This window comes from Rhizobium sp. B21/90, assembly GCF_019355815.1.
Taxonomy (GTDB): Bacteria; Pseudomonadota; Alphaproteobacteria; order Rhizobiales; family Rhizobiaceae; genus Rhizobium; species Rhizobium rhododendri.
This window is the reverse complement of record NZ_CP072162.1, coordinates 960671-983536: the sequence shown is the minus strand read 5'-3', so window position 1 is coordinate 983536 and position 22866 is coordinate 960671. Positions and strand designations below refer to the sequence as shown.

Sequence of the window (22866 nt, the reverse complement as noted above, 5' to 3'; positions counted from 1 at the left end):
TCACAGTTCTATCTATCTGCGGCAATGCCGCCAAAGAGGTCAAACAATGTCCGACAACAAGACCGAAACTGCCCTGTCCTCCGATGCGACCGAAGTGCGCGCCCAGAAGCTGAAGCTGCTGCGCGAACAGGTAGGCGATGTCTATCCGGCCCATTTCCACCGGACCATGACGAACACCGAGCTGGCGGAGAAGTACAAGGACCTGGAGATCGACGTCGAAACGACCGACACGGTCACGGTCGCCGGTCGCGTCTACTCCTCCCGCAATTCCGGCATGTTCATGGACATCCATGACGCCGGCGGCAAGATCCAGATTTTCAGCCACAAGGACACCACGCCGGAAGAGGCGCGCGCCCTGCTGCCGATGATCGATATCGGCGATATCATCGGCGTGACCGGCGTCGTGCGCCGTACCAAGCGCGGCGAGCTGACGATCTCGGCCCGCGAGATCACCATGCTGACCAAGTCGCTGCTGCCGATGCCGGAAAAGTGGCATGGCCTGTCCGACATCGAGACCCGCTATCGCAAGCGCCATCTCGACATCATGACCAACGAGGACTCCAAGCTGCGCTTCCAGCAGCGCTCGAAGATCGTCTCCGGCATCCGCCGCTTCATGGAAAATGACGGCTTCATGGAAGTCGAGACGCCGATGCTGCATTCGGTCTATGGCGGCGCCACGGCCGAGCCCTTCAAGACCCACCACAACACGCTGAAGCTCGACATGTACCTGCGCATCGCGCCGGAACTGTTCCTGAAGCGCACGCTGGTTTCAGGCCTGACCGACAAGGTCTTCGAGATTAATCGCAACTTCCGCAACGAAGGCGTCTCTACCCGGCACAATCCGGAATTCACGATGATGGAGTGCTATTGGGCCTATGCCGACTACGAGGACATCATGGACCTCGTCGAGCGGCTGTTCGAGACACTCGCCCTGTCCATCCACGGGACGACCGAGTTTGCCTTCGGCGACAAGCAGATCTCCTTCAAGGGCCCGTTCAAGCGCGTGCCCATGCCGGACGCCGTCAAGGAAGCGACTGGCATCGACTTCCTCGCCATGAAGACCGACGAGGAAGCCCGCAGCGCCGCCAAGGCTGCCGGCTTCGCCGTCGAGAAGGACTGGACCTGGGGCGAGTGCCTGGCTTTCATCTTCGAGGAGAAGGTCGAGGGCACGCTGATACAGCCAAGCCACGTCACCCATTTCCCGAAGGACATCTCGCCCTTCGCCAAGGAAGTGCCGGGCGAGCCGCGCCTTGTCGAGCGTTTCGAGACCTATTGCAACGCCTGGGAACTCGGCAACGCCTTCTCGGAACTCAACGATCCGGAAGAGCAGCGCAAGCGCATGGTCGAGCAGCTCGAGCAGGCCCATGCCCGCGGCGAAAAGGACAAACAACTGGACGACGAGTTCCTGGACGCAATCGACCAGGGCATGCCTCCGGCCGGTGGCCTCGGCATCGGCGTCGACCGCCTGATCATGCTTTTGACCAACGCCCCGTCGATCCGCGACATCATCCTCTTCCCGGCTCGCCGCGCCAAGGCTGACTAGATAACGCATATGTCGAAGCGCAGGGGGGGCGACCCCTGCGCCAACAGTCTATCGGCTTGTGCCTGTCACCTGCGGATCGGCCGGCAGGGTGGCCGCAACGGCTTCGCTCGTTGCGGGCAAGGCAGCGTTTACCTGCAGCGACGTGGGTATGATCTTCGGCTCGACCTTCACACCTATGAAACTGCCGGTACTGCCATGCTCCGGCTTGACGTCGGCTGCTGCAGGCGGATGCTCGGCTGGCGGTGCAACAGCCTCCGGTGATTTTTTCTCGCTGCTCTCGCTCTTCGCAGCGCCCTCGGCTGTCGGCGGGGTCTTCGGATGCTTGCCGCCTTCTGGCACCTTGGCAGCTCCCGTGGTGACCGGGTCGGTACAGTCGCTGTGGTCTTTCAGGGAGGCCATCACGCCGTCGATATCCGTGCTCGTCATATCGACCCGGTCTCCGAAGAACAGGCCTTCGTCGCTGGCCCCGCCATTGTAGTAGCGCGCTGTTATCGGCACCTCGACCGAGCCATCGGCAATCTTCTCAGGGTGGGGAATATAGACCACCGTGGCGCCAAGGGCGCGGCCGTGAATGTCGGACTGCAGTGTCGGTCCCTTCTTGTCGAGCACCACGACCTGAACCAGGTCCGGCTTCTGCGCATCATAGACGGCCTTTGCCACGCGCAATGCTGTCTTGACGCGCGTCAGACCGTCAGTCGCATCGGAGGTGATGTACTTGCGCAGCCAGACACGGTGATTCTTGCGGATCGTCACGAGATTGAGGTCGGTGCACTGCATGCCGTTGACGGATGTAGCGGAGGGGCCAAGCAGTCTGTCGCGACCGATATAGAGTGCGAATGCGCCGGAGGAGCCCATCAACAAGGCCACTCCGCCGACAATCATAACCAGCTTCCGGGGTCGCCGGAAAATGCGCAGTAAGGCCTTCAAGCCAACTGCTCCACCATAAAGCACTCCAACACCGCGATAGACACTCGCAAAGCTAGAGATATGACGTTTCAGAATACTTAAGGAGAGCGTAAAACGCCCCTCCATACAGCCACATTTCGATAAAACAGTCGCCGGAATTTCAGAAACGAAACCAATAGCTTCAAGTTTGTGCCGGATAGACGCATCCACCTGAGGCTGCTTCATTTTGAGGCGATTTACAACCTTATGATGCGTCGATAGCTCGCTTGCATTCGTTGATAGGTGACGCTGCGCCCTCCATCGCTCGTTGTACCGCGATCAGGCCGACCGACATCATCATACCGGCGCTGTTCTCAACCGCGCAGGTCCCGACGGATAACGCGGTGCTGGTCACTTTGCTGTCGAATGTGGCATCCTAATATTCTTGACCCCAGGCGACGGCCAGATCGCCGACGGCGGCAACCAATGAAAAGGGAGAACGTCATGGACACTGCAATGCTGATCGGGTCACGCTTCGAGGCCGGCACGGAAAATGAAGAACACGTTCTCAACCCGAAGACCGGCGAGACCGTGCTCGACCTCCCCGAAGCCTCGCTCAGTCAGGTCGACAAAGCCGTCGATGCTGCAGAAGCCGCCTTCAGGACATGGTCGCAGACCACGCCGGCCCAGCGTTCGGCTTACCTGCTGCGGATCGCTGACGCGATAGAGAGGGATGCCGAGGGCTTTGCAGCACTCGAGGCGCTGAATTGCGGCAAACCGATCAACGCAGTCCTCAATGACGAAATACCGGCGATCGTCGATTGCTACCGATTCTTTGCCGGTGCCGTGCGCAACCTGCACGGACCTGTGGCGGGTGAATATCTGCCCGGGCACACCTCGATGATCCGCCGCGACCCGGTCGGTATCGTCGGCTCCATCGCGCCCTGGAACTATCCCCTGATGATGATGGCATGGAAGCTGGCACCGGCGCTGGCCGGCGGCAACACGGTTGTGTTCAAGCCATCTGAACAGACACCGTTGTCCGCCCTGAAGATGGCGAAGCTGTTCGCCGAGATTTTGCCCGAGGGCGCGGTCAACGTCATCGTTGGACGCGGGGAGACGGTCGGCAGCGCGCTGATCAACCATCCGAAGATCGGCATGGTGTCGATCACCGGCGACATCGGCACCGGCAAGAAGGTTTTGGAAGCGGCCGCCAAGACGGTCAAGCGGACCCATCTCGAACTCGGCGGCAAGGCGCCAGTCATCATCTTCGACGATGCCGACATCGAGGCAGTGGTGTCGGGCATTCGGACCTTCGGCTACTACAACGCCGGCCAGGACTGCACTGCGGCCTGCCGCATCTACGCCGACGCCAAAATATACGATAGGTTCGTTGCCGACCTGACCTCGGCCGTTTCCTCCATCAAGTTCAACCTTGCCGACGACACCGAGAACGAGATCGGACCCCTGATCTCGAAACGCCAGCGCGACAGGGTGGAAAGCTTTGTCGACCGTGCCGCGGAACATAAGCACATCGAGATCACAACCGGGGGCAAGGTATCGGGCGACAGGGGCTTCTTCTACACGCCAACCGTTATAGCCGGCGCGACGCAGGCGGACGAGATCGTCCGCCGCGAGGTATTCGGGCCTGTTGTCTCCGTCACCCGCTTCAGCGAGGTCGACGACGCGGTCGCCTGGGCTAACGACAGCGACTATGGCCTCGCTTCATCCGTCTGGACAAAGGACATCGGTCGCGGAATGCAGACGGCGGCACGCCTGCAATACGGCTGCACCTGGATCAACACCCACTTCATGCTGACAAACGAGATGCCGCATGGCGGAATGAAACAATCGGGCTATGGCAAGGACATGTCGATCTACGCGCTGGAAGACTACACCACGGTCCGCCATGTGATGATAAACCACGGATGAAGCGGCGATCTCGGCGCACTCCACCTCGGGTGCGCCGGTTGAATTCAGCGACAGTTGGAACTTTTCTTTCGCTGGCGCGTATCCCTGCGACAATTGGCGCAGAGGAAATTTTTCATGCTGAAATGGGCTCTTATATTCTTCGTTGTTTCGGTTATTGCCGGCTTCTTCGGTTTCTCCGGCGTGTCAGCAGCGACCGCAACCATTGCACGCGTGCTGTTCGGCATCGCCCTGATCGTGTTCCTGATCTTTGTCGTTCTGGCCATCATGGCCGGCAACGCAATAGTCTAACGACCTGACTTTGCTCCGCCCCCAATTGGTCGGGCGGAGCATCCGACCTTCAAGGCAGGCAAGCGTCGAAGGTCAGCGTGAACCGCGTTTCTTCCGCGGAAGAGGCAACGGTCAACTCACCGCAATGAGCGCGCGCTATCTCGGATGCAATATAGAGCCCGAGACCCAGCCCCTGGTGGCTGGAATTTGCCGAAGCCCGCACAAAGGGCTTAAACAAGTGCTCGGCGATTTCGCCCGGTATGGGATCTCCGGGGTTCGCGACGGTAAGCTCGAACCGGCCACCCTCGACACGCGCGCCCACGAAAATTTCCCCATCCTCCGACCCGTGCGTCAAAGCATTCGCAAGCAGGTTCGACAACAGCTGGCCTATGCGCGCCGGATCGCAGCGGACGCTGACGTCACTTATGTCCGCCCGGATAATCCGGTCGGGATGAGTGGACGCAAGCTCGCTTATGACCTGCTCGATCATCGGCCGCACTGGCACCACGTGCATGTTGTCCACCAGCAGACCGCTGCCGAGACGTCCGCGTGCAAAGTCCAGTACGTCGTCGATCAGTCCGGACATGCGGCTGACACTCGCCTGCATCAGTTTCAGGATCGAACGCGACTTGTCATCGAGAGGCGAGCGCTGCAGGATTTTCGCACCGGCTTCGATTGAGGCCAGCGGGTTACGAAGATCGTGCCCGAGGACAGCGATGAATTCCTCTCGAAGTGCCGTATTTTCCTGCTCTGTCCGCAGCCTGTCCTCGCTGTCGAGAAGGCGCTGGTTGGCATCGAGATGCAGCGCGATCAGGTCGGCGAACAGCCGGAACATGCTGACCGTCGATTGCGTGCTCAGTGTTCTCGGCACCCGGTCGATAGCGCAGAGCGTCCCAAAAAACGTGCCGTCGGGCAGGATGATCGGCATCGAGATATAGCTCTGCAGCCCGTACATCTGCGGCGTATGGTGCGTGGAAAACATCGGGTCTCTGGCAACGTCGTCGATAACCACCGGCTGGCGGTTCTCACGGATGTCGTGGCAGATCGTTGTCTCGACCTTCAATTCGCCGCCCGGCTCCAGGCCAAAGGCAATGTCGTCCCGCACCCCGCAGGCAATCCAGCGATCTTCTGTGACCCTGGCGACTGCCGCAAATCCCATGCCGGTGGTCTTGCAGACAACTTCGAGAATGGTGGGAACGGCATCGATCCGCGAGATGGCCCGGACTGAGGAGGTCGATAGCTCGTCTGACATTCCACGCTCACTCGCCACGCTTGAACAAGGCGCCTCCCCTTACGCTGCGGGAAGACAAACCAAATTTGACCTACACAGAACATTGGCCCTTGGATAGTAGTCAAGCCCGACAAATTGTTTGCCGGTACAGGGTCAGGCAAGTCTAGCGTTGCATTGCTGAAGTCGCTGCCAAAACAAGCCTAGATGAGGCTGGCACCGACATTGATCGCTAAAGCCAATATCGTGGTATTGAACAGGAACGACAATACGGAATGCAGCAGCGCAGTCTTGCGCATCGATGTCGTGGCAATAGCGACATCGGCAGTCTGCGATGCAACGCCGATCGTGAAGGTGAAATACAGGAAATCCCAATAATTGGGCTCCTTGATATCGTCGGGAAAGCGGATCGGCGGCTTGCCGCTGCTGTCTGCATAGAAACGGTGGGCATAGTGGGTGGTGAACAGCGTGTGCAGGAAGATCCAGGAAATCAGGATCGTCAAAAACGCCGTCCCGGCATTCTCCAGAGCCTGCTCAGGCGAGGCATTCTTGACGCCGCTGAGTTCGATGCCGATACCCCCGATGCTCGCCACTGCGGCTGCGATCGACAGGCAAAGCACCAACACGTCGGAAAAGTCGCAGTCGGCCGATCGCTGCCGGATGCGGCTGACGTTGGAGCGCAGCATGCGATACCAGGTGAAGGCGATATAGACGACAGCACCCCAGTTCCAGCTTGCCAGAAAGTTGCTGGCATTGAACTGCCGGGACGTCGTCAGCGCAAAGACGACCAGGCTGGTCAGGACAGCGAGTACGACGTTCAGATGCTTGCGCACCAGCATCACGACGGGCGATCGCGCCGCCCTTCGCTTCACACTCTGCTGCATGCCGGCGCTCCGTTCCTGGTCACATCGTCCTGATATACAGTGGCGGGGCAATCTGACAAGCCATCCGGCTCAAGCCACCGCACCGGCAAACATGTGCTGTAATCTGCAACTTCAGGGTCTAGATCGGCCGCCTACTGTCAGCCGGTCCAGCCGCCGTCCACAACCAGCGCCTGGCCCGTCGTGAAGCCCGATTCATCCCCGGCGAGATATGTCACCAAGGCAGCAATCTCTTCCGGCGTGGCGATGCGCCCCATCGGTTGGCGGGCAATGAAATCGGTCATGGCCTTGTCGTAGTCGCCGGTGGCCCGAAGGCGCTCGTGAAGCGACGGGCTATCTACCGTGCCGGGGCAAATGGCGTTGGCACGAATGCCCTTGGCCACGAAATCGGCGGCAATAGACTTGGTCAGGCCGATCACGGCAGCTTTGGAGGCACAGTAGGCAAAGCGGTTCGGCACGCCCTTAACGCTTGAGGCGACCGATGCCATGTTGACGATGACACCCTTGCCCTTCTCCAGCATGCCCGGCAAGAATGTACGGCATGTTGTGTACATGGCCTTGGCATTGAGGTTGAAGGAGAAGTCCCAGTCTTTCTCCTCGCAGTCGAGGATGCTGCCCGCGTGTACGAAGCCGGCACAATTGAACAGCACGTCGATGGTGCCGATCTTGCTGGCAAATTCCTTGACGCGATCGCTGTCGAGCACATTGAGGACGTGGGTTTCGGCTCCCTCGAGGCTCGCCAGCGCCGCCTCGTTGATATCGGTCGCAATGACCCGGGCGCCAAGCCCGAGGAAGCGTTCGGCCGATGCGCGGCCGATGCCCTGCGCCGCCGCTGTGATCACGACGGTCTTGCCTTCCAGTCCGTGTCCCATATCGAATTTCCCTGTCCTAAGATCTGCCGGAACGCCTGGCATCAAGCCGGGATCGTTTACACAATGAACGACTTGAGCCAGCCAGTTCGAACTCTATGCCCGCTGACGCGACAGCGTCCAGAGACATTCACACGCCCGCTCAACAGCGATAATATCCACATATGCATGCTTGATTTATCTGTAAACGCCACATTGTCCAGCGTCAAGGTAGCAGCGCATCGCTTGCAAACGTCCTCCATTCATATATGAAAGTTTTCAGTCAAAATTGTAGTGACAGGGACGAGATGGCCAGCGCTGACGAGGAAGGTGACCGGTACAGAGCCCCGGCGCTCGACAAGGGTCTCGATATTCTGGAGCTTCTGGCGCGCATCGACGGCGGCCTGACACAGGCGGAGATCGCCAAGCATCTCGGCAAGAGCCCCAACGAATTCTACCGGATGCTCGACCGGCTCGTGCGGCGCGGCTATGTCCAGCGACAGGAAGGCGACCGCTTTTTACTGACGCTGAAGCTGTTCGGGCTGGCACATTTTCATGCGCCCGTGCGCCGGCTTGTGTCGTTCTCGACGCCGCTGATGCGCGAATTTGCCAACCGCGCCGAACAGGCCTGCCATCTGGCGGTCTTTGATCGCGGTTCCGTCGCCATTATCGCCCAGCAGGATTCGCCGACCTATTGGGGGATCTCGATCCGGGTCGGCGCCCAGATCAGCTTGTTCAACACCGGTTCCGGCCATGTGCTGCTCGCTTTCCGCGACGAAAAGCAGCGACAGATGATGATCGACGAGCAGCAGCGCCGCGACGATGATGTCGCCATGCCCGGCGATCTCATCGGGCGGCTGCAGGTCATCAGGGAGCGCGGCTTCGAGACCATGGACAGCCTGCAGACGACAGGCGTCCGCAACATTTCCGCGCCCATATTGGCGCGAGATGGTAACGCGCTGGCCGCTCTTACCTGTCCCTATATCCAGCCGGTAAGCGACAAGGCACCCAGCTTCGACCAAGTCAAAGCGTTTGTACGCGCCGCAGCAGCGGAGATTTCCGAGACGGTTGCCGGAATGGTGGACGACGCAGGTTGATAACTCTTATATGAATACCCTATTCTTCCGTGAAAAGCCTGACGGCATATCCGGAGGAAACCATGCTGTTCGATAGCCATCTTCATATCGTCGACCGGACAAGGCTGAACTACCCCTGGCTCGCCGGCTCAGGCGCGCTCAACCGTGACAGTCTCTACGACGATTATGCCCTCGAAGCAAAACGGTGCGGCATCACCGGCGTCCTGCACATGGAGGTCGACGTCGATCCATCCGACATTGAGCCGGAAACAGAGTATGTGCGCGAGCTCGGCGCTCGGTCGGACAGTCTCATCCGCGGCGCGATTGCAGCTTGCCGCCCGGAGGATGCGGACTTTCCGGGCTACCTCGAGCGCGTGCTCGCAGATCCTTTCGTCAAAGGCCTGCGCCGCGTCCTGCATGTCGTCCCCGACGAACTGTCCACCCTCCCGCTCTTTCGCGAAAACCTCAGCCTCATGGCGGGGACTAGGCTGACCTTCGACCTCTGCGTCCTGCCGCATCAGATCGAGCATGCGATCGCCCTCATCGACCTCAACACCGAGGTCCGCTTCATCCTCGATCATTGTGGAGTTCCGGCCATTAAGGACGGCCCGAGCGAGGTCTGGCAAAACGGCATTCGGGAAATCGCACGCCGTCAGAATGTCAGCGTGAAGATTTCCGGCGTCGTTGCCTACGCCGATCCACAAAGCTGGACGGTGGAGACTTTGAGGCCATTCATCGAGCACTCGATCGCAAGCTTCGGATGGGATCGTGTCATCTGGGGAAGCGACTGGCCAGTCTGCACCCTCGGCGGCGGGCTATCGACCTGGGTGGCTGCAACCCACGCCCTCATCGCCGGCTGCAGCGAAAGCGAGCGGGCACGGCTCTATCGGCAGAATGCCCAACGGCTCTGGAACCTGTGAACCGACCGCAAAGAAACAGGCCTGGCTGCGTGCTGCGACCAGGCCTTCGAGATCATAGTTCAGTCGTGACGCTTAAGCGGCCTTCAGTTCCTTGGAGACCATTTCACGCAGTGTCACCAGATCCTTGCCGAACTGGCGAATGCCTTCGGCAAGCTTTTCAGTGGCCATGGCGTCTTCGTTCATCATCCAGCGGAAAGTCTTTTCATCGACGTTTAGCTTCGGCGTTGCCTTCTTGACATCCGGCGAGAGCTTGCGCTCGAGCTTGCCTTCGTCCTTTGCGAGTTCGTCGAGCAGGTTCGGGCTGATCGTCAGGCGGTCGCAGCCGGCAAGTGCCGCCACTTCCTCGGCGCTGCGGAACGAAGCGCCCATGACGATCGTGTTGATGTCGTTGGCCTTGTAGTAGTTGTAGATTTCACGAACCGAGATGACGCCTGGATCTTCTTCCGAGGTGTAGTCCTTGCCGGTCGACTTCTTGTACCAGTCGAGAATACGGCCGACGAACGGCGAGATCAGGAACACCTTCGCATCGGCGCAGGCAGCAGCCTGGGCCATGCTGAACAGCAGCGTCAGATTGCAGTCGATGCCTTCCTTCTGCAGGACTTCGGCAGCCCGGATGCCTTCCCATGTGGACGCCAGCTTGATCAGGATACGATCCTTCTCGATACCGCGTTCCTTATAGCCGGCAACGATGGCATGCGCCTTCTCGATCGAGGCCTTGGTGTCGAACGAAAGGTCGGCGTTGACTTCGGTAGAAACGCGGCCGGGTACCAGCTTCGACAGCGCGGCGCCGACGGAAACCGCCAAGCGGTCGGCAACAGCTTCTGCAACGGCCTCGGAAGAACCCGACTGCTTCTTGCCCCAGGCAACGGCTTCCTTGATATCGTCGGCAAACATCGGCGTGCCGAGTGCCTTCAGGACGATCGATGGGTTTGTCGTGCAATCCACTGGCTTCAGGCGCGCGACGGCCTCGATGTTGCCAGTATCGGCGACGACGGTCGTCATTTCGCGAAGTTGGTCAAGCTTGGAAGTCATGATGAATATCCTTGTTGATTTCGAACTGAGGGCCGGCGCCGTCTTGCGTGGCGAACGGTAAGGTTGGCAGGCCCTCCCGGACGCAAGTAAACGAGAGGGCAGTGACGATGTTCCGGCGGACGCAAGGGTTCCGCAGGTGTATGGCGCGGGCTTTAGGATATGCCGGGGGAGCCATGCGGTGCAAGCGCGGAACTATGTTCCCGGCATCGCCGCTCCAGCACGCAATCATAACAGCTGCCCGCAGATTGCCCTCCTCGCTGGACAAGAGACTCGGTTTTCCAAGGTGGATATCACCGCTCCACCAATGAAAAGTCAAGGACATTTGTGCATTTCAATTGACATAAGTCTCACGCCGCCCAATATCAACCCTGAAAAGCCGGGGTAGCGGCGAACAACATGCACGCGACGTCCGCCAATGTCATCGTGGCGGCAAATTCTCGGCGGCCTTGTTGCCGGAGGACATATGGCCAAGCTCAGACGTGGAACCCACATCGCCTATTCGGAAACGGCATCGCTGCGCCTGAGGGCTGCCTGGCTGTACTACAACCAGAGCCTGACGCAGAAGGACGTAGCCGAGCAGCTCGGCATCAGCCGCACCACCGTCATCCGCCTGCTCGACGAGGCGCGACGGCGCAGCGAGGTGCAGATCTGGATCAACGACGGCATCGACGATTGCGTCGAGCTGTCCATCAAGCTGGAACGTGCTTTCGGGCTGGACGAAGCGATTGTCGTGCCGACGCCCGCAGGCGGCGGCGTCGATGCCCAGGCAAAGTGCGTCGGCCTGGCGCTCGGACAGTTCCTGACCGAAGCCATCCCCGACGATTATACCATCGGTGTCGGCTGGGGCCGGACGATGACGGCATCGCTCGGCAGTTTCCGCCCACCACGCCGCGACAATTGCAAGGTGGTCTCGCTGCTCGGCGGCATCGTTGCCGTCCAGCAGACCAATCCGATCGACTATACGTGGCGACTGGCAAGCCAGCTCGGCGCCGAATGCTACATGTTTCTAGCACCGCTGCTGGTCGACTCGATCGAGACGAAGAGAAACTTGATCGAAAAATGCGGCCTCGAAGCTATCTACCGGCTGGCGGAAAACCTAGATCTGGCCATCGTCAGCTGCGGCGATATCGGCCCGCACTCCACATCGCTCTCGGAAGGCTTCATATCCACGGCCGAACTCGATGAGCTCATCGCTGCCGGCTGCGTCTGCGACACCATGTTCAATTTCCTCGATGCCGACGGAAACTCCGTCGACCACACCATTAACAGCCGGGTGATGTCCGTCGATCTCGATACCCTGAAGAAAGCAAAGCACATCGTTCTCGCCTGCGGCGGCGCGCACCGGGCGACGGCCATCCATGCCACGATCAGGCGTATCGGCTGCAACACGCTCATCACCGACGAAAGTGCAGCGCGAGAGCTGCTCGGCCGCATGGAGCCGGTTGCCGCCTGACCTCAGGCCTTGCCGGCTTCCCAGCCGAGCATCGCACGTTTGCGCGTCAGCCCCCAATGGTAACCGGTCAGCGCCCCGCCCTTGCCCAGCGCGCGATGGCAGGGAACGACGAACGAAATCGGATTTCGGCCGATTGCCCCACCGACTGCCCGCATCGCTGTCGGCTGGCCGATATCCCGGGCGATGTCCGAGTAGGTCATTGCCTTGCCGAAGGGAATTTTCAAAAGACTTTCCCAGACGCGCACCTGAAAATCGGACCCGATCAATACGACACGCAGCGGCTGGTCCGCAGACCACTGGCCCGGCTCGAAAATACGCCTGGCAAAGGGCGCCGTTGCCTGACTATCCTCGACATACCCGGCGTTCGGCCAGCGGCAGGTCATGTCTTCGAGACAGGCGGCCTCGCTGCCGGTATCGCTGAATGCCAGGCCGGCCAGACCTCGATCGGTGACCATGACCAGCGCCATGCCGAACGGGCTGGCATGGAAGCCGTAGCGGATGGTCAGACCACCGCCCTTCGCCTTCCATTCCCCCGGCGACATCGCCTCGTGGGTGACGAACAGGTCGTGCAGCCGGCTCGGGCCGGAAAGTCCGACCTCGATCGACGCTTCCAGCAAAGGCAGTGCCTCCTGCCTCAGCAGCCGCTTGGCGTGATCCAGCGTCACCGCCTGCAGGAAGGCCTTGGGCGACAGCCCGGCCCAGCGGGTGAATGTCTTCTGCAACTGTGTCGGCGACTGCCCCAGCCGCGCGGAGAGATCTTCCAGGGATGGCTGGTCGCGGTAGTCCTCGGTGATCAGTTCGATGACGCTGCGCACGACCTCGTAGTCGGATCCTTCCGGGGTAATGTCTTTCGTAAGCAGCGGCGCCATGTTCATCATCGGTCTCCTTGCGGCCATGATGATGGTTCGCCACCCGTCTCGCCACCCGTTTCTTGCGCCGACGCTAAATTCGCCGCTTCACTGTCGCAAGTGCTGCCCGGAATGCCTTGGCAAAGCTTTCGCGATCCTCCGGGTTGAGAAACGACCCCACATCCGCCCGCCGCCCCTCGCCCGACACATGCATGGAACGGATACCGATGCCGGGTTCCCGCCGGACGAGGAAGCGCAGCCAGAACGGGTTGAAACGATGCTCGACGGAACGGCCGGAGGCCAGCACCTTGCGGATGGAGACATCGGTGCGGGACACCCTGACCTCCTCGCGGACACGACCCGCCCGATAGTTCAGCCAGAAGGCGCCATAGAGAAGCAGGAAATCCGCACCGAGGAAAAAGCCGATCGGCCAAGCGCCGCTGGCAACGAACAGGCCACCATAGAAGAGGCTGAGAAAGCCGGCCATTGCGAGCATGACCTTGAAACCCTTGCGGCCGAGCGAGCGATGCGGAAAAAGCTCCGCAGAAAAAACCAGCTTTTCTTCCGGCGCCCCGCCGTTGCCATCGGTCATTGTCCGCGATTATAGGTCTTTGATGGCAAATCCCAAGATCAAATCCGGCCTTCCGGCCCCGAAAAAGGCCCTTGCGACAGCACGCCGCAAGCCCTCGTTCCGCAGCATCTACCCAAAGTCGGAAGTCGACGAGATCTTCCGCCGCTTCTCGATCCAGCGGCCTGAGCCAAAGGGCGAACTGGAGCACGTCAATCCCTTCACGCTGCTCGTTGCTGTGGCCTTGTCAGCGCAGGCGACAGATGTCGGTGTCAACAAGGCGACGCGCGCCCTGTTTGCCGTCGCCGATACGCCACAGAAGATGCTCGACCTCGGCGAGGATCGTATCCGGGAGTATATCCGCACGATCGGCCTCTATCGTAACAAGGCGAAAAACGTCGTAGCCCTTTCGGCAAAGCTGATCAGCGATTTCGGCGGCGAGGTGCCGCAGACCCGCGAAGAGCTGGTGACACTGCCGGGCGTCGGCCGCAAGACCGCCAATGTCTTGCTATCCATGGCCTTCGGCCATTCCACGATGGCCGTCGACACGCATATCTTCCGTATCGGCAACCGCATCCGGCTCGCACCCGGCAAGACGCCGGACGAGGTCGAGCAGCGGCTGATGAAGGTCATTCCGGACCACTATCTCTACCACGCCCATCACTGGCTGATCCTGCACGGGCGCTACGTCTGCAAGGCCCGGCGGCCGGAATGCGAACATTGCATCATTGCCGACCTCTGTCGCGCGCCGGAAAAAAGCTGCGACATCCCGGCACCGCTGGTCCCCCTACCGCCGCAATTCGTCGGAGAATGAGGGATCGCGGAGGGTCAGCCGCTTGTGCAGATGCACCATCATGGCGCCGGCAAACAGCGGCGTCAGCAGGTTGACGAACGGGATGGCCAGAAACGCGGCAATCACCAGCCCGGCCAGGAAAACCGTGGATGCGTTCTTCTTTCGGAAATTCCGGGCCTGCTGCGGTGAGCGAAAGCGGCTGGCGGCAAATTCGAAAAACTCGCGGCCGAGTAAGTAGCCGTTAACCAGGAAGAAGGCGACGAGATTGACGCCCGGCACGATCAGCAGAATAAGCGCTATGCCGTTGCCGACGATGAGCACGCCGAGGAACTTGATCGAACTGACCATGGCAGGGCCGAAGGGCATCGCTTTGCCGGGGACATCGAGCGGATAGTCCTGGCGTTCGACGACGGCAGCAACGTCATCCAGGAACAGCCCGGCGACCAGCCCCGTCACCGGCGCCAGCAGGAAGGCCGCGCCAAGGCCCACGACTGCCGCCAGCGCCACGGCCAGCCAGTCGACCCAGGCAGGCAGTCCTGAGAAAAAGTAGTGCAGTAAAGACACCCCGTAGGTGGCGACAACCGCCTGCAAAGCCAGCCAGAAGCAGATCAGGACGGCGATGGAGAGGCCGAGTACTTTCCAGACCAGCCGGCGCATGTCCGGTGCCAGCAGATTGGCAACCGCCAGGCGTGCAGATTCTATGATCATGGATGACATTCTCGCGTAAAAGGCTTTTGATCTATGTAAGGGAGGCCAGGCACTCCGACAAGAACTCGGTGTGTACAAGCAACGCCAACATTGTAATAAAGGCTGCACTAATATAAAATGAATGATATTACACGAGACAAACCTTACTTTTGACGAACCTGAAAATTAGGCATTGACGCGCACAGATTGTTTTGTTTGGACAGTGATGGCGCAATAACATTGCGAGGCAGAATGGACGACCTCAGCCAGAAGCTAAAACAATATATCAAATCCGGCACGCCCGCCGAACGACGGATTGCGCGGTACTTTTCAGACCATATGAGCGAACTGCCATACGAGACTGCATCGTCCGTTGCCGACAGGCTGGAACTCAGCCCGATGACCGTCGGCCGCTTCCTGCGTGCGCTCGGCTACCAGGGGCTGGATGGCTTCAAGGTTCACCTGCGCGAAACGGTTCCGCCGACCGCGCTGCAGAAGAACCCGACGACCGTCGAGCAGCTCCACCAGGATGCCGCCGCAGGCCTGCCGCTGGCAGCGTTGATGGCAGAGCAACTGGACATGCTGCACCATGTCTACAATCTCTCCTCCCAGCCGCAATGGGCCGACGCGGTCTCTTCCATCCTCGGTGCAAGCGACGTGTTTGTCGCGTGCCATCTGACCTGCCCTATCGGCCAGTATTTTTGCGATCGCCTCAGCTTTGCCCGCGACAACGTGCGGATGGCCGGCAACGGCAATGCCACCTACATGGAGCTTCTGGCACCATCCACGACGAATTCGCTGCTCATCATCATCGACTCGCACCGCTTCGCGAAATCGCGACTGCTGGCCCGCTCCGCCCGTCGCTCCGGCCTGAAGGTCCTGCTGGTCACCAGCCAGTACACCGACTGGGCCCACGAATTCGCCAACACCACGCTGTCCGTCCCGCCGCCCCGGGTCGGGCCACGCGATAATCTGACTGCGATGTCCGCACTACTGGAGTTCCTGGCAACAGCCGTCATCCACGCGGCCGGCCAGGACGCAGAAGTCCGCGCACGGCGGCTGGCAGAACTCGAGAACATGTTTGCCGAAGCACCGATGCGGTAATCCAAGAGGCGGGTGGAGCGGTTACAGCGAGGCTGCGTATCGACCGCGTCTGGAAGTGAACGAAAACAAAGTGATAGAACATTTCAGCAGCCCATGAGATGCTGAAATGCTCTAATCCAGCATGTCGAGTTCGGCCCTATGGCGGATCATCGCCAGGAACCGTCTGTACTCCCGGTCATAGCCGGCCTTCCTGCTGGCATCGGGCACGCGCTCGTTGCCGCCCGGATACATCGCCGCTCCGGCCGTCGCCAGTGTCTGGTGCATGCCACAGGCGACCGATGCCGCAATGGCGGTGCCGAGCAGCACGGCTTCGTTCATTTTCGGCACGATCACGGTGCAGCCGGTGACGTCTGCGTAGAGTTCCATCAGCACGGCATTCTTCACATGCCCACCAGCAACATGCAGGGTGTCCGGAACGTGCCCGTGTTCCCGCATCTTGTCGAGGATATGGCGAATACCGAGGGCAATCCCGAGGCTCGTGCGCCAGTAGAGCCGGCATAATCCGTCGAACGATGTGTCGAGCGTCAGGCCGCTGATGACCCCGACCGCATGCGGGTCGGCAAGCGGCGACCGGTTGCCGTGGAAATCAGGCAGCACGTGAATGCGGGCACCGAAAGCGGCACCTTCCTTATCGCGCAACTCCGCAATCCGAGCAACGATCTCGGCATGCAGGGCAGCGGTCGGCGCGCCACCGGCAGCGTGCATCCGGACGATATGGTCCAGCAGCCCGCCGGTTGCCGACTGGCCTGCCTCGACCAGCCACCAGTCGGGATAGACGACGTCGAAATATGGGCCCCACATTCCGGTGCTGGCCGGCATTTCGCGGGAAAAGGCGACGACGCAGCTCGACGTTCCCGCGATCAGCGCGAGTTGTCGCTGCAGTTCCCCCGGCTTGCCGACATGGCCGGCAAGCGCCCCCAATGCGCCCGCATAGGCATCGATGACCCCGGCGGAGACATGGCAACTCCTGTCGAGCCCGAGCGCTTCCGCCGCCTCCGCGCTCAACATGCCAATGCTCGAGCCGACCGGCGCCGTGTCCTCCGGCAGGTGTCCACGCTCGAGGAGGTCGGAGAGACCGATCTGGTCGAGAAAGTCGTGCTGCCAACCGGGGCTGCGATGCGCCAGGTAGTTCCATTTCGCCGTCAACGTGCAACGCGAGCGAGCCAGCGATCCGGTCGCCTTGTAGGTCATGAAATCCGCCAGATCGAAGAAGTAGGCGCTCCGGGCCCAGCTCTCCGGCAGGTTCTTCTTCAGCCACATCAGCTTCGGTATCTGCATTTCCGGCGACATTACATGGCCGGAATGGGCAATGACCCGGTGCTGCGTTGCGGTGCAGAGGTCCGCTTCCGCCAGCGCCCGGTGGTCGAGCCAGACGATGGTGTCGAAGCGCGCCTCGCCTCCGGTCGATACCGTCAGCGGCTGGCCATCGCGGTCGCGCACCACCAGCGAGCAGGTGGCATCGAAGCCGATGCCGGCAATCGCTTCTGCCGCCACGCCGGAGGCAGAGCGTGCAGCCCGGACGGCGGCACAGACTGCCGACCAGATATCCTCCGAGCTATGTTCCGCGTGATTTTCCTGCGGCCGGTTCATGAGGATCGGATGCTCGCCCTTGCCCAACATCCGCCCATGCGAATCGAACACGCCGGCGCGCGCGCTGCTCGTGCCGATATCGACCGCAATCACATGATTACGCATTAAGTCCCGGTCCCGTCCGTCCTGTGTTTTTGGACAAGGTGTATCAAATCCGGCATCGCGTCAAACACCACTTCTGGTGCAAGCCGGTCCAGTTCGGCACGGTAGTGGGCCGAGGTGGCATGCGCTCCGCCGGTGAAGGCAAAGACCGTCATCCCAGCGGCCCGTGCAGCGACGATGCCCGCAGGACTATCCTCGACGACGATGCAGTTTTCCGGTGGGACGCCCATCTGCTTCGCCGCATAGAGAAACAGGTCCGGCGCCGGCTTTCCGCGCTTGACCATGCTGGCGCTGAAAATATGCGGCTCAAGCCGATCGAGAAGGCCCGTCAGGCCGAGCGACAGCTTGATCCGCTCCAGCTGGCTGGACGAGGCCACGCAGCGCCTGATGTCGAGACTGTCGAGGGTTTCGCCGATGCCGGCAATCGGCTGCAGTTCGCTGCGAAACCGGGCATAGAGGTCTTCGCGGATACGATCGAGAAAAGCCTGGTCGGCCTGAACGTTAAATTCCGTATCCAATGTGTCGATCAGGGTTGCAAGGCTTTTGCCGAGAAAGCGCTGGTATGCACCTTCAGCATCGATTTCGATACCGCTGTCCCGCATCGCCTGGACGACAACGGCGATGGAGAGCGGTTCGCTGTCGACGAGAACGCCATCGCAGTCGAAGATGACAAGCCCGTTTTCCGCGTCAATCATTGCCGGTCCACCTTCATCCACAGGGATGCCGGCGCCTCTCGGGACGCCGGCCGATGTTTAATCAGCCAGATTGTTGTCGAGGTAAAGCTGCATCGTTTCGCGCGTACCCTTTTCCCACAGCGTCTTCAGTGCATGCGCAAAACGCTTTCGGAAAAGCTGGGACTTGGCGACCTCGCCGAAAATGTCGTCGAAAACGAGGAAAGCCGCCGGATCTGTCTTCGCCTTCAGTGCTGCTGCATGCAGTCGATCCGAACTGGCATCGTTGAAGACGATTTCCTTGCCGCTGTCCGTCGTGCCGGCGAAATAACGGCACCACAGAGCGGAGACCAGCGACAAGCCGACGATGTCCCTGCCCTGCGCCAGATTATCGAGCGTCGATGGCAGGATGAATTTCGGCTGGCGATTGGAGCCGTCCTGCGCGAGGCGCGGAATGGTATCGGCAATCTTCGGGTTCAGGAGCCGGTGCTCGATCAGCGCGAAATAGTCCTTCAAGTCGGTGTTTGGCACAGGCGGGATGATGGGAATGATTTCTTCGTTCTCGAGCTTGGCGAGAAAAGCCCGGATCAGTGGATCTTCCATCGAATCATGGACGAAATGGATGTCCATCAGTGCCGCCGGATAGGCGATCGCTGCGTGGCCGCCATTGAGGATGCGGATCTTCATGTGCTCGTAGGGCGTGACATCGGGCACGAAGGTGACGCCGACCTTTTCGAGCGCCGGGCGGCCGGCCGTGAACTTGTCCTCGAGCACCCATTGTTTGAACTCTTCGCAATAGACCGGCCAATTGTCCTCGATGCTGAAAACATCTTTCAGCAGGTCGATCTCGCGCTGCCCGGTCGCCGGCGTGATGCGGTCGACCATGGCGTTCGGGAAGGCAACGTTGGCCTTGATCCAGTCGGCAAGGTCAGGGTCCGAAAGCCGCGCAGTGCCAACGACGGCGTTGGTCGCCACCACGCCATTGTGCGGAATGTTGTCGCAGGACATGACGGTGAACGGGACGAGGCCCTTGTCCTTGCGCGCCTTCAGCCCGGCAACGATCAGGCCGAAGACCGTCTTCGGTTCGCCAGGATTCTGGCCGTCGGCGATGATGGCCGGGTGGGCCGGATTGAACTTGCCCGAGGCATCGATGAAATAGCCGCCCTCGGTAATGGTCATGGACACGATACGGATGGCCGGGTCGGCGAGCTTTGCAATGATCGCCGCGGAATCGCCGACTGGCAGGATGTCGATCATCGGACCTGTGACGCGCGCCGACGTCGAGTTGTTGTCCTGCTCGACAACGGTCGTCAGAAAATCCTGCGCCGCAAGCTTTTCACGCATGCTGGCGTCGGACGGCAACATGCCCGCACCGACGATTGCCCAGTCATGATCATGGCCCGCAGTGAACAGGTCGTCCAGATAGACCGCCTGATGGGCACGGTGGAAATTGCCGACGCCGAAATGGACGATACCGGCCGACAGCTGAGACCGGTCGTAGGCCGGGATGGCGGCCGTCTCCGAAATGGCTTTCAGGGTTGCCAGCGAGAGTTTGGTCATTGTCGAAAGTCCTTCCGAAAGGTCCTGATGGTCCATATTGTCGTTGCGCCCGTCGGCCACTGCGCTTCCCGGCTCACTCGCCGGGACATGCGTCATCGCTCCTCGCGGGTGCGGCGTGGCCAGCCTAGGAGGCGATGGCCAGGCCCTTGTCGTCGAACTTGTGGATGCGGGTGCGGTCCGGGGTCATGTAGACGATCTCGCCTGCCTTGACCGGGAATTCGCCGGTACCACGCGCCGTGATGTGGCCGATGCCTTCGACATCGACGTGCAGGAACGTATCGGAGCCGAGATGCTCGGCAACGGTGACCTTGCCCTGCCAAACGCCGCTTTCGGTCGACAGCACGATATGCTCGGGCCGAACGCCAACCGTCGGCGCGCCAAATGGTTCCGCATAGACGCCGGTGACGAAATTCATCCTCGGCGAACCGATGAAGCCGGCGACGAAGAGGTTTGCCGGGTTCTTGTAGAGCTCCATCGGCGAGCCGACCTGCTCGATGTTGCCGCGGTTGAGAACGACGATCTTGTCTGCCATGGTCATGGCTTCGACCTGGTCGTGGGTCACGTAGACCATGGTGGTCTTCAGCTGCTGGTGCAATTCGCTGATCTCGAGACGCATGTTGACGCGCAACGATGCATCGAGGTTTGAAAGCGGCTCGTCGAAGAGGAAGGCCGATGGCTGGCGCACGATGGCACGGCCGATGGCGACGCGTTGGCGCTGGCCGCCGGACAGCATGCGCGGTTTGCGGTCGAGATAATCGGTGAGGTTCAGCACGCGAGCGGCTTCGCTCACCTTGCGGTCGATCTCGTCCTTCGACATGCCGGCCATCTTGAGCGGGAAGGCGATATTGCTGCGCACGCTCATATGCGGATAGAGCGCATAGGACTGGAACACCATGGCAAGCCCGCGCTCGGAGGGTCCGAGGCTCGTGCCGTCCTTGCCGTCGATGATGATCTTGCCGCCGGACACATCTTCCAGCCCGGCGATCAGCCGCAACAGCGTCGATTTTCCGCAACCGGACGGCCCGACGAAAACGACGAACTCGCCGTCCTTGATTTCAAGGTCGATGGAGGGGATGACCTTGGCTTCGCCAAAGACCTTCGAAACCTTCTGAAGGGTAATGCTGCCCATGTCTCTCTCCCAGATATCTTATTTGACCGCGCCAAAAGTCAGGCCGCGAACGAGTTGCTTTTGGCTGAACCAGCCGAGGATCAGGATCGGCGCAATCGCCATGGTCGAGGCGGCCGAAAGTTTTGCATAGAACAGACCTTCGGGGCTCGAGTAGGAGGCAATGAAGGCCGTCAGCGGCGCCGCCTTGGAAGCGGTGAGATTGAGCGTCCAGAACGCCTCGTTCCAGGCGAGGATGACGTTCAGCAGCAATGTCGAGGCGATGCCCGGTATTGCCATCGGCGTCAGCACGTAGATGATTTCCTTCATCAGCGAGGCGCCGTCCATGCGGGCTGCTTCTAGGATCTCGCCCGGAATTTCCTTGAAGTAAGTATAGAGCATCCAGACGATGATCGGCAGGTTGATGAGCGTCAGCACGCCGACGAGACCAATGCGGCTGTCGAGCAGGCCGGTGGCCTGGAAGAGAAGATAGATCGGAATGAGGGCGCCGACCGGCGGCATCATCTTGGTGGAGAGCATCCACATCAGGATGTCCTTGGTCCGCTTGGTCGGCGAAAAAGCCATTGCCCAGGCGGCAGGAACCGCGATGATCAGCCCGATGATGGTCGACCCGACGGCGATGATGACCGAGTTCGAGAAGTGCAGGAAATAGTCCGAGCGCGACTGCACCTCGACATAGTTCTCGGTCGTCCAGTGGAAGAACAGGAACAGCGGTGGCGAGGCAACGGCATCGCCTTCCGACTTGAAGCTGGTGAGGAAGGTCCAGAGGATCGGGAAGAAGATCAGCAGCCCGAGCGCCCAGGCGACGACCGAGACGATGACCTTGTGGCGGGTGGAAACGCTGCGAGCCATCTCAAGCCTCCAGATTCTTGCCGACGATGCGGACGAGGAAGATAGCGACGATGTTGGCAAGCACGACGGCAACGATACCGCCCGCCGATGCACCACCGATGTCGAATTGCAGCAGCGCCTGCGAATAGACGAGATAGGTCAGGTTCGTGCTGTCCGTGCCTGGCCCGCCATTGGTGGTGACCAGGATTTCGGCAAACACCGACAGCATGAAGATCGTCTCGATCAGGATGACCACAGTGATGGCGCGCGCCATGTGCGGCAGGATGATGTAGATGAATTTCGATATCACGCCGGCACCGTCCATCTCGGCGGCTTCCTTCTGCTCTTCGTCGAGCGACTGGAGTGCTGTCAGCATGATGAGCGTCGCAAAAGGCAGCCACTGCCAGGCGACGATGACGATCACCGAGGCCAGGGGGGCGTTGGCCAGAAAGTCGTAAGGCTGTAGCCCGATGGCCTTTGCTGCATAGGCAAATAGGCCGTTCACCGGGTTCATGAACATGTTCTTCCAGATCAACGCCGCGACGGTCGGCATGACGAAGAACGGCGCGATGACGAGGATGCGGACGATCCCCTGGCCGAACATCGGCTGGTCCAGCAGCAGCGCGAAGGCAATACCGCCGACAATGGTGATGAGCAGCGCGCCGCCAACCAGCAGCAGCGTGTTCATCAGCGCCTGTAGGAAGGCCGGATCGGTGAGGAAGTACGCGTAATTGCTAAAGCCGATGAATGGATGATCGCCCGGCATCAGCAGATTGTAGTTCAGCGTCGAGAAATAGATCGTCATTGCCAGCGGCACGATCATCCACGCGAACAGCAGGATCACGGAGGGCGCCATCATCAGGCGGGCAGCGGAACGGGTCTGTAAGGTCGCCATGGAAAGGACCAATCTTGTCTTGAAGC

22 protein-coding genes are annotated in these 22866 nt (G+C 60.5%); 8 read left to right on the top strand and 14 right to left on the bottom strand.

The features are described from left to right. Nucleotides 1-46 precede the first annotated feature (46 nt). Complete coding sequence (lysS, locus tag J5278_RS04745; RefSeq protein WP_209184962.1) at nucleotides 47-1543, top strand: lysine--tRNA ligase; 1497 nt, start codon at nucleotides 47-49, stop codon at nucleotides 1541-1543. Nucleotides 1544-1591: 48 nt separating this feature from the next. Here the strand turns inward: lysS and J5278_RS04740 are convergent, their stop codons facing one another. Beyond that, on the bottom strand, nucleotides 1592-2425 hold the full coding sequence (locus tag J5278_RS04740) for a hypothetical protein (protein WP_202617175.1): 834 nt from the start codon (nucleotides 2423-2425) through the stop codon (nucleotides 1592-1594). A gap of 507 nt (nucleotides 2426-2932) precedes the next feature. Here J5278_RS04740 and J5278_RS04735 point away from each other — a divergent pair. Together J5278_RS04735 and J5278_RS04730 are read left to right on the top strand one after the other, a co-directional pair. After that, nucleotides 2933-4360, top strand: coding sequence for a gamma-aminobutyraldehyde dehydrogenase (locus J5278_RS04735; protein WP_209184963.1), 1428 nt, complete (start codon nucleotides 2933-2935; stop codon nucleotides 4358-4360). A gap of 114 nt (nucleotides 4361-4474) precedes the next feature. Beyond that, entirely contained in the window at nucleotides 4475-4648 is a 174-nt protein-coding gene (locus J5278_RS04730; protein ID WP_111218870.1) for a DUF1328 domain-containing protein, read from the top strand. A 49-nt stretch (nucleotides 4649-4697) separates the two neighbouring features. Here J5278_RS04730 and J5278_RS04725 read toward each other — a convergent pair whose 3' ends face one another. From J5278_RS04725 to J5278_RS04715, 3 genes are all read right to left on the bottom strand, one after another. Beyond that, a complete protein-coding gene (locus J5278_RS04725; RefSeq protein ID WP_209184964.1) occupies nucleotides 4698-5879 on the bottom strand; it encodes a GAF domain-containing sensor histidine kinase in 1182 nt (393 codons plus the stop codon). 179 nt (nucleotides 5880-6058) lie between these two features. Then, on the bottom strand, nucleotides 6059-6739 hold the full coding sequence (locus J5278_RS04720) for a DUF1345 domain-containing protein (protein ID WP_209184965.1): 681 nt from the start codon (nucleotides 6737-6739) through the stop codon (nucleotides 6059-6061). 137 nt (nucleotides 6740-6876) lie between these two features. After that, nucleotides 6877-7608, bottom strand: a complete 732-nt coding sequence (locus J5278_RS04715; protein WP_209184966.1) for an SDR family oxidoreductase — start codon at nucleotides 7606-7608, stop codon at nucleotides 6877-6879. 284 nt (nucleotides 7609-7892) lie between these two features. Between J5278_RS04715 and J5278_RS04710 the strand changes: the two genes are divergently transcribed. Together J5278_RS04710 and J5278_RS04705 are read left to right on the top strand one after the other, a co-directional pair. Continuing rightward, nucleotides 7893-8681 carry an IclR family transcriptional regulator gene (locus J5278_RS04710; protein ID WP_209184967.1) on the top strand — a complete coding sequence of 263 codons (789 nt, stop codon included), beginning with the start codon at nucleotides 7893-7895 and terminating at the stop codon, nucleotides 8679-8681. A 62-nt stretch (nucleotides 8682-8743) separates the two neighbouring features. After that, nucleotides 8744-9580, top strand: a complete 837-nt coding sequence (locus J5278_RS04705) for an amidohydrolase (RefSeq protein ID WP_209184968.1) — start codon at nucleotides 8744-8746, stop codon at nucleotides 9578-9580. Between the two features lie 72 nt (nucleotides 9581-9652). Here J5278_RS04705 and tal read toward each other — a convergent pair whose 3' ends face one another. Beyond that, the gene (tal, locus tag J5278_RS04700; RefSeq protein WP_219258318.1) at nucleotides 9653-10612 is read right to left on the bottom strand and encodes a transaldolase; all 960 of its coding nucleotides are present in this window, start codon (nucleotides 10610-10612) and stop codon (nucleotides 9653-9655) included. Nucleotides 10613-11075: 463 nt separating this feature from the next. Here tal and J5278_RS04695 point away from each other — a divergent pair, with 463 nt between their 5' ends. Next, nucleotides 11076-12065 carry a sugar-binding transcriptional regulator gene (locus J5278_RS04695; protein WP_209184969.1) on the top strand — a complete coding sequence of 330 codons (990 nt, stop codon included), beginning with the start codon at nucleotides 11076-11078 and terminating at the stop codon, nucleotides 12063-12065. 2 nt (nucleotides 12066-12067) lie between these two features. Here J5278_RS04695 and J5278_RS04690 read toward each other — a convergent pair whose 3' ends face one another. Continuing rightward, nucleotides 12068-12940 (bottom strand): bifunctional helix-turn-helix domain-containing protein/methylated-DNA--[protein]-cysteine S-methyltransferase, encoded by an 873-nt coding sequence (locus tag J5278_RS04690; protein ID WP_209184970.1) that lies wholly within the window; start codon nucleotides 12938-12940, stop codon nucleotides 12068-12070. 67 nt (nucleotides 12941-13007) lie between these two features. Next, entirely contained in the window at nucleotides 13008-13505 is a 498-nt protein-coding gene (locus J5278_RS04685) for a DUF2244 domain-containing protein (RefSeq protein WP_209184971.1), read from the bottom strand. Between the two features lie 22 nt (nucleotides 13506-13527). Here J5278_RS04685 and nth point away from each other — a divergent pair, with 22 nt between their 5' ends. Continuing rightward, nucleotides 13528-14295, top strand: coding sequence for an endonuclease III (gene nth / locus J5278_RS04680; protein WP_209184972.1), 768 nt, complete (start codon nucleotides 13528-13530; stop codon nucleotides 14293-14295). On the opposite strand, the gene J5278_RS04675 is transcribed toward nth, so the two are convergent. Further along, complete coding sequence (locus J5278_RS04675; RefSeq protein WP_209184973.1) at nucleotides 14269-14982, bottom strand: sulfate transporter family protein; 714 nt, start codon at nucleotides 14980-14982, stop codon at nucleotides 14269-14271. The genes nth and J5278_RS04675 overlap by 27 nt on opposite strands. A 231-nt stretch (nucleotides 14983-15213) precedes the next feature. Between J5278_RS04675 and J5278_RS04670 the strand changes: the two genes are divergently transcribed. Next, nucleotides 15214-16065, top strand: a complete 852-nt coding sequence (locus tag J5278_RS04670; RefSeq protein ID WP_209184974.1) for a MurR/RpiR family transcriptional regulator — start codon at nucleotides 15214-15216, stop codon at nucleotides 16063-16065. A 111-nt stretch (nucleotides 16066-16176) separates the two neighbouring features. Here J5278_RS04670 and J5278_RS04665 read toward each other — a convergent pair whose 3' ends face one another. From J5278_RS04665 to J5278_RS04640, 6 genes are all read right to left on the bottom strand, one after another. Continuing rightward, nucleotides 16177-17760, bottom strand: coding sequence for an FGGY-family carbohydrate kinase (locus J5278_RS04665; protein ID WP_209184975.1), 1584 nt, complete (start codon nucleotides 17758-17760; stop codon nucleotides 16177-16179). Beyond that, nucleotides 17760-18452, bottom strand: a complete 693-nt coding sequence (locus J5278_RS04660) for an HAD family hydrolase (RefSeq protein ID WP_209184976.1) — start codon at nucleotides 18450-18452, stop codon at nucleotides 17760-17762. Before J5278_RS04660 ends, J5278_RS04665 begins: the two co-directional genes overlap by 1 nt. A gap of 57 nt (nucleotides 18453-18509) precedes the next feature. Beyond that, nucleotides 18510-19988, bottom strand: a complete 1479-nt coding sequence (locus J5278_RS04655) for a mannitol dehydrogenase family protein (RefSeq protein WP_219258317.1) — start codon at nucleotides 19986-19988, stop codon at nucleotides 18510-18512. A gap of 124 nt (nucleotides 19989-20112) precedes the next feature. Further along, nucleotides 20113-21117 (bottom strand): ABC transporter ATP-binding protein, encoded by a 1005-nt coding sequence (locus J5278_RS04650; RefSeq protein ID WP_142830375.1) that lies wholly within the window; start codon nucleotides 21115-21117, stop codon nucleotides 20113-20115. A gap of 18 nt (nucleotides 21118-21135) precedes the next feature. After that, nucleotides 21136-21966 (bottom strand): carbohydrate ABC transporter permease, encoded by an 831-nt coding sequence (locus J5278_RS04645; protein WP_142830374.1) that lies wholly within the window; start codon nucleotides 21964-21966, stop codon nucleotides 21136-21138. Nucleotide 21967: 1 nt separating this feature from the next. Then, nucleotides 21968-22840, bottom strand: coding sequence for a carbohydrate ABC transporter permease (locus J5278_RS04640; protein ID WP_209184978.1), 873 nt, complete (start codon nucleotides 22838-22840; stop codon nucleotides 21968-21970). Between the last annotated feature and the right edge of the window lie 26 nt (nucleotides 22841-22866).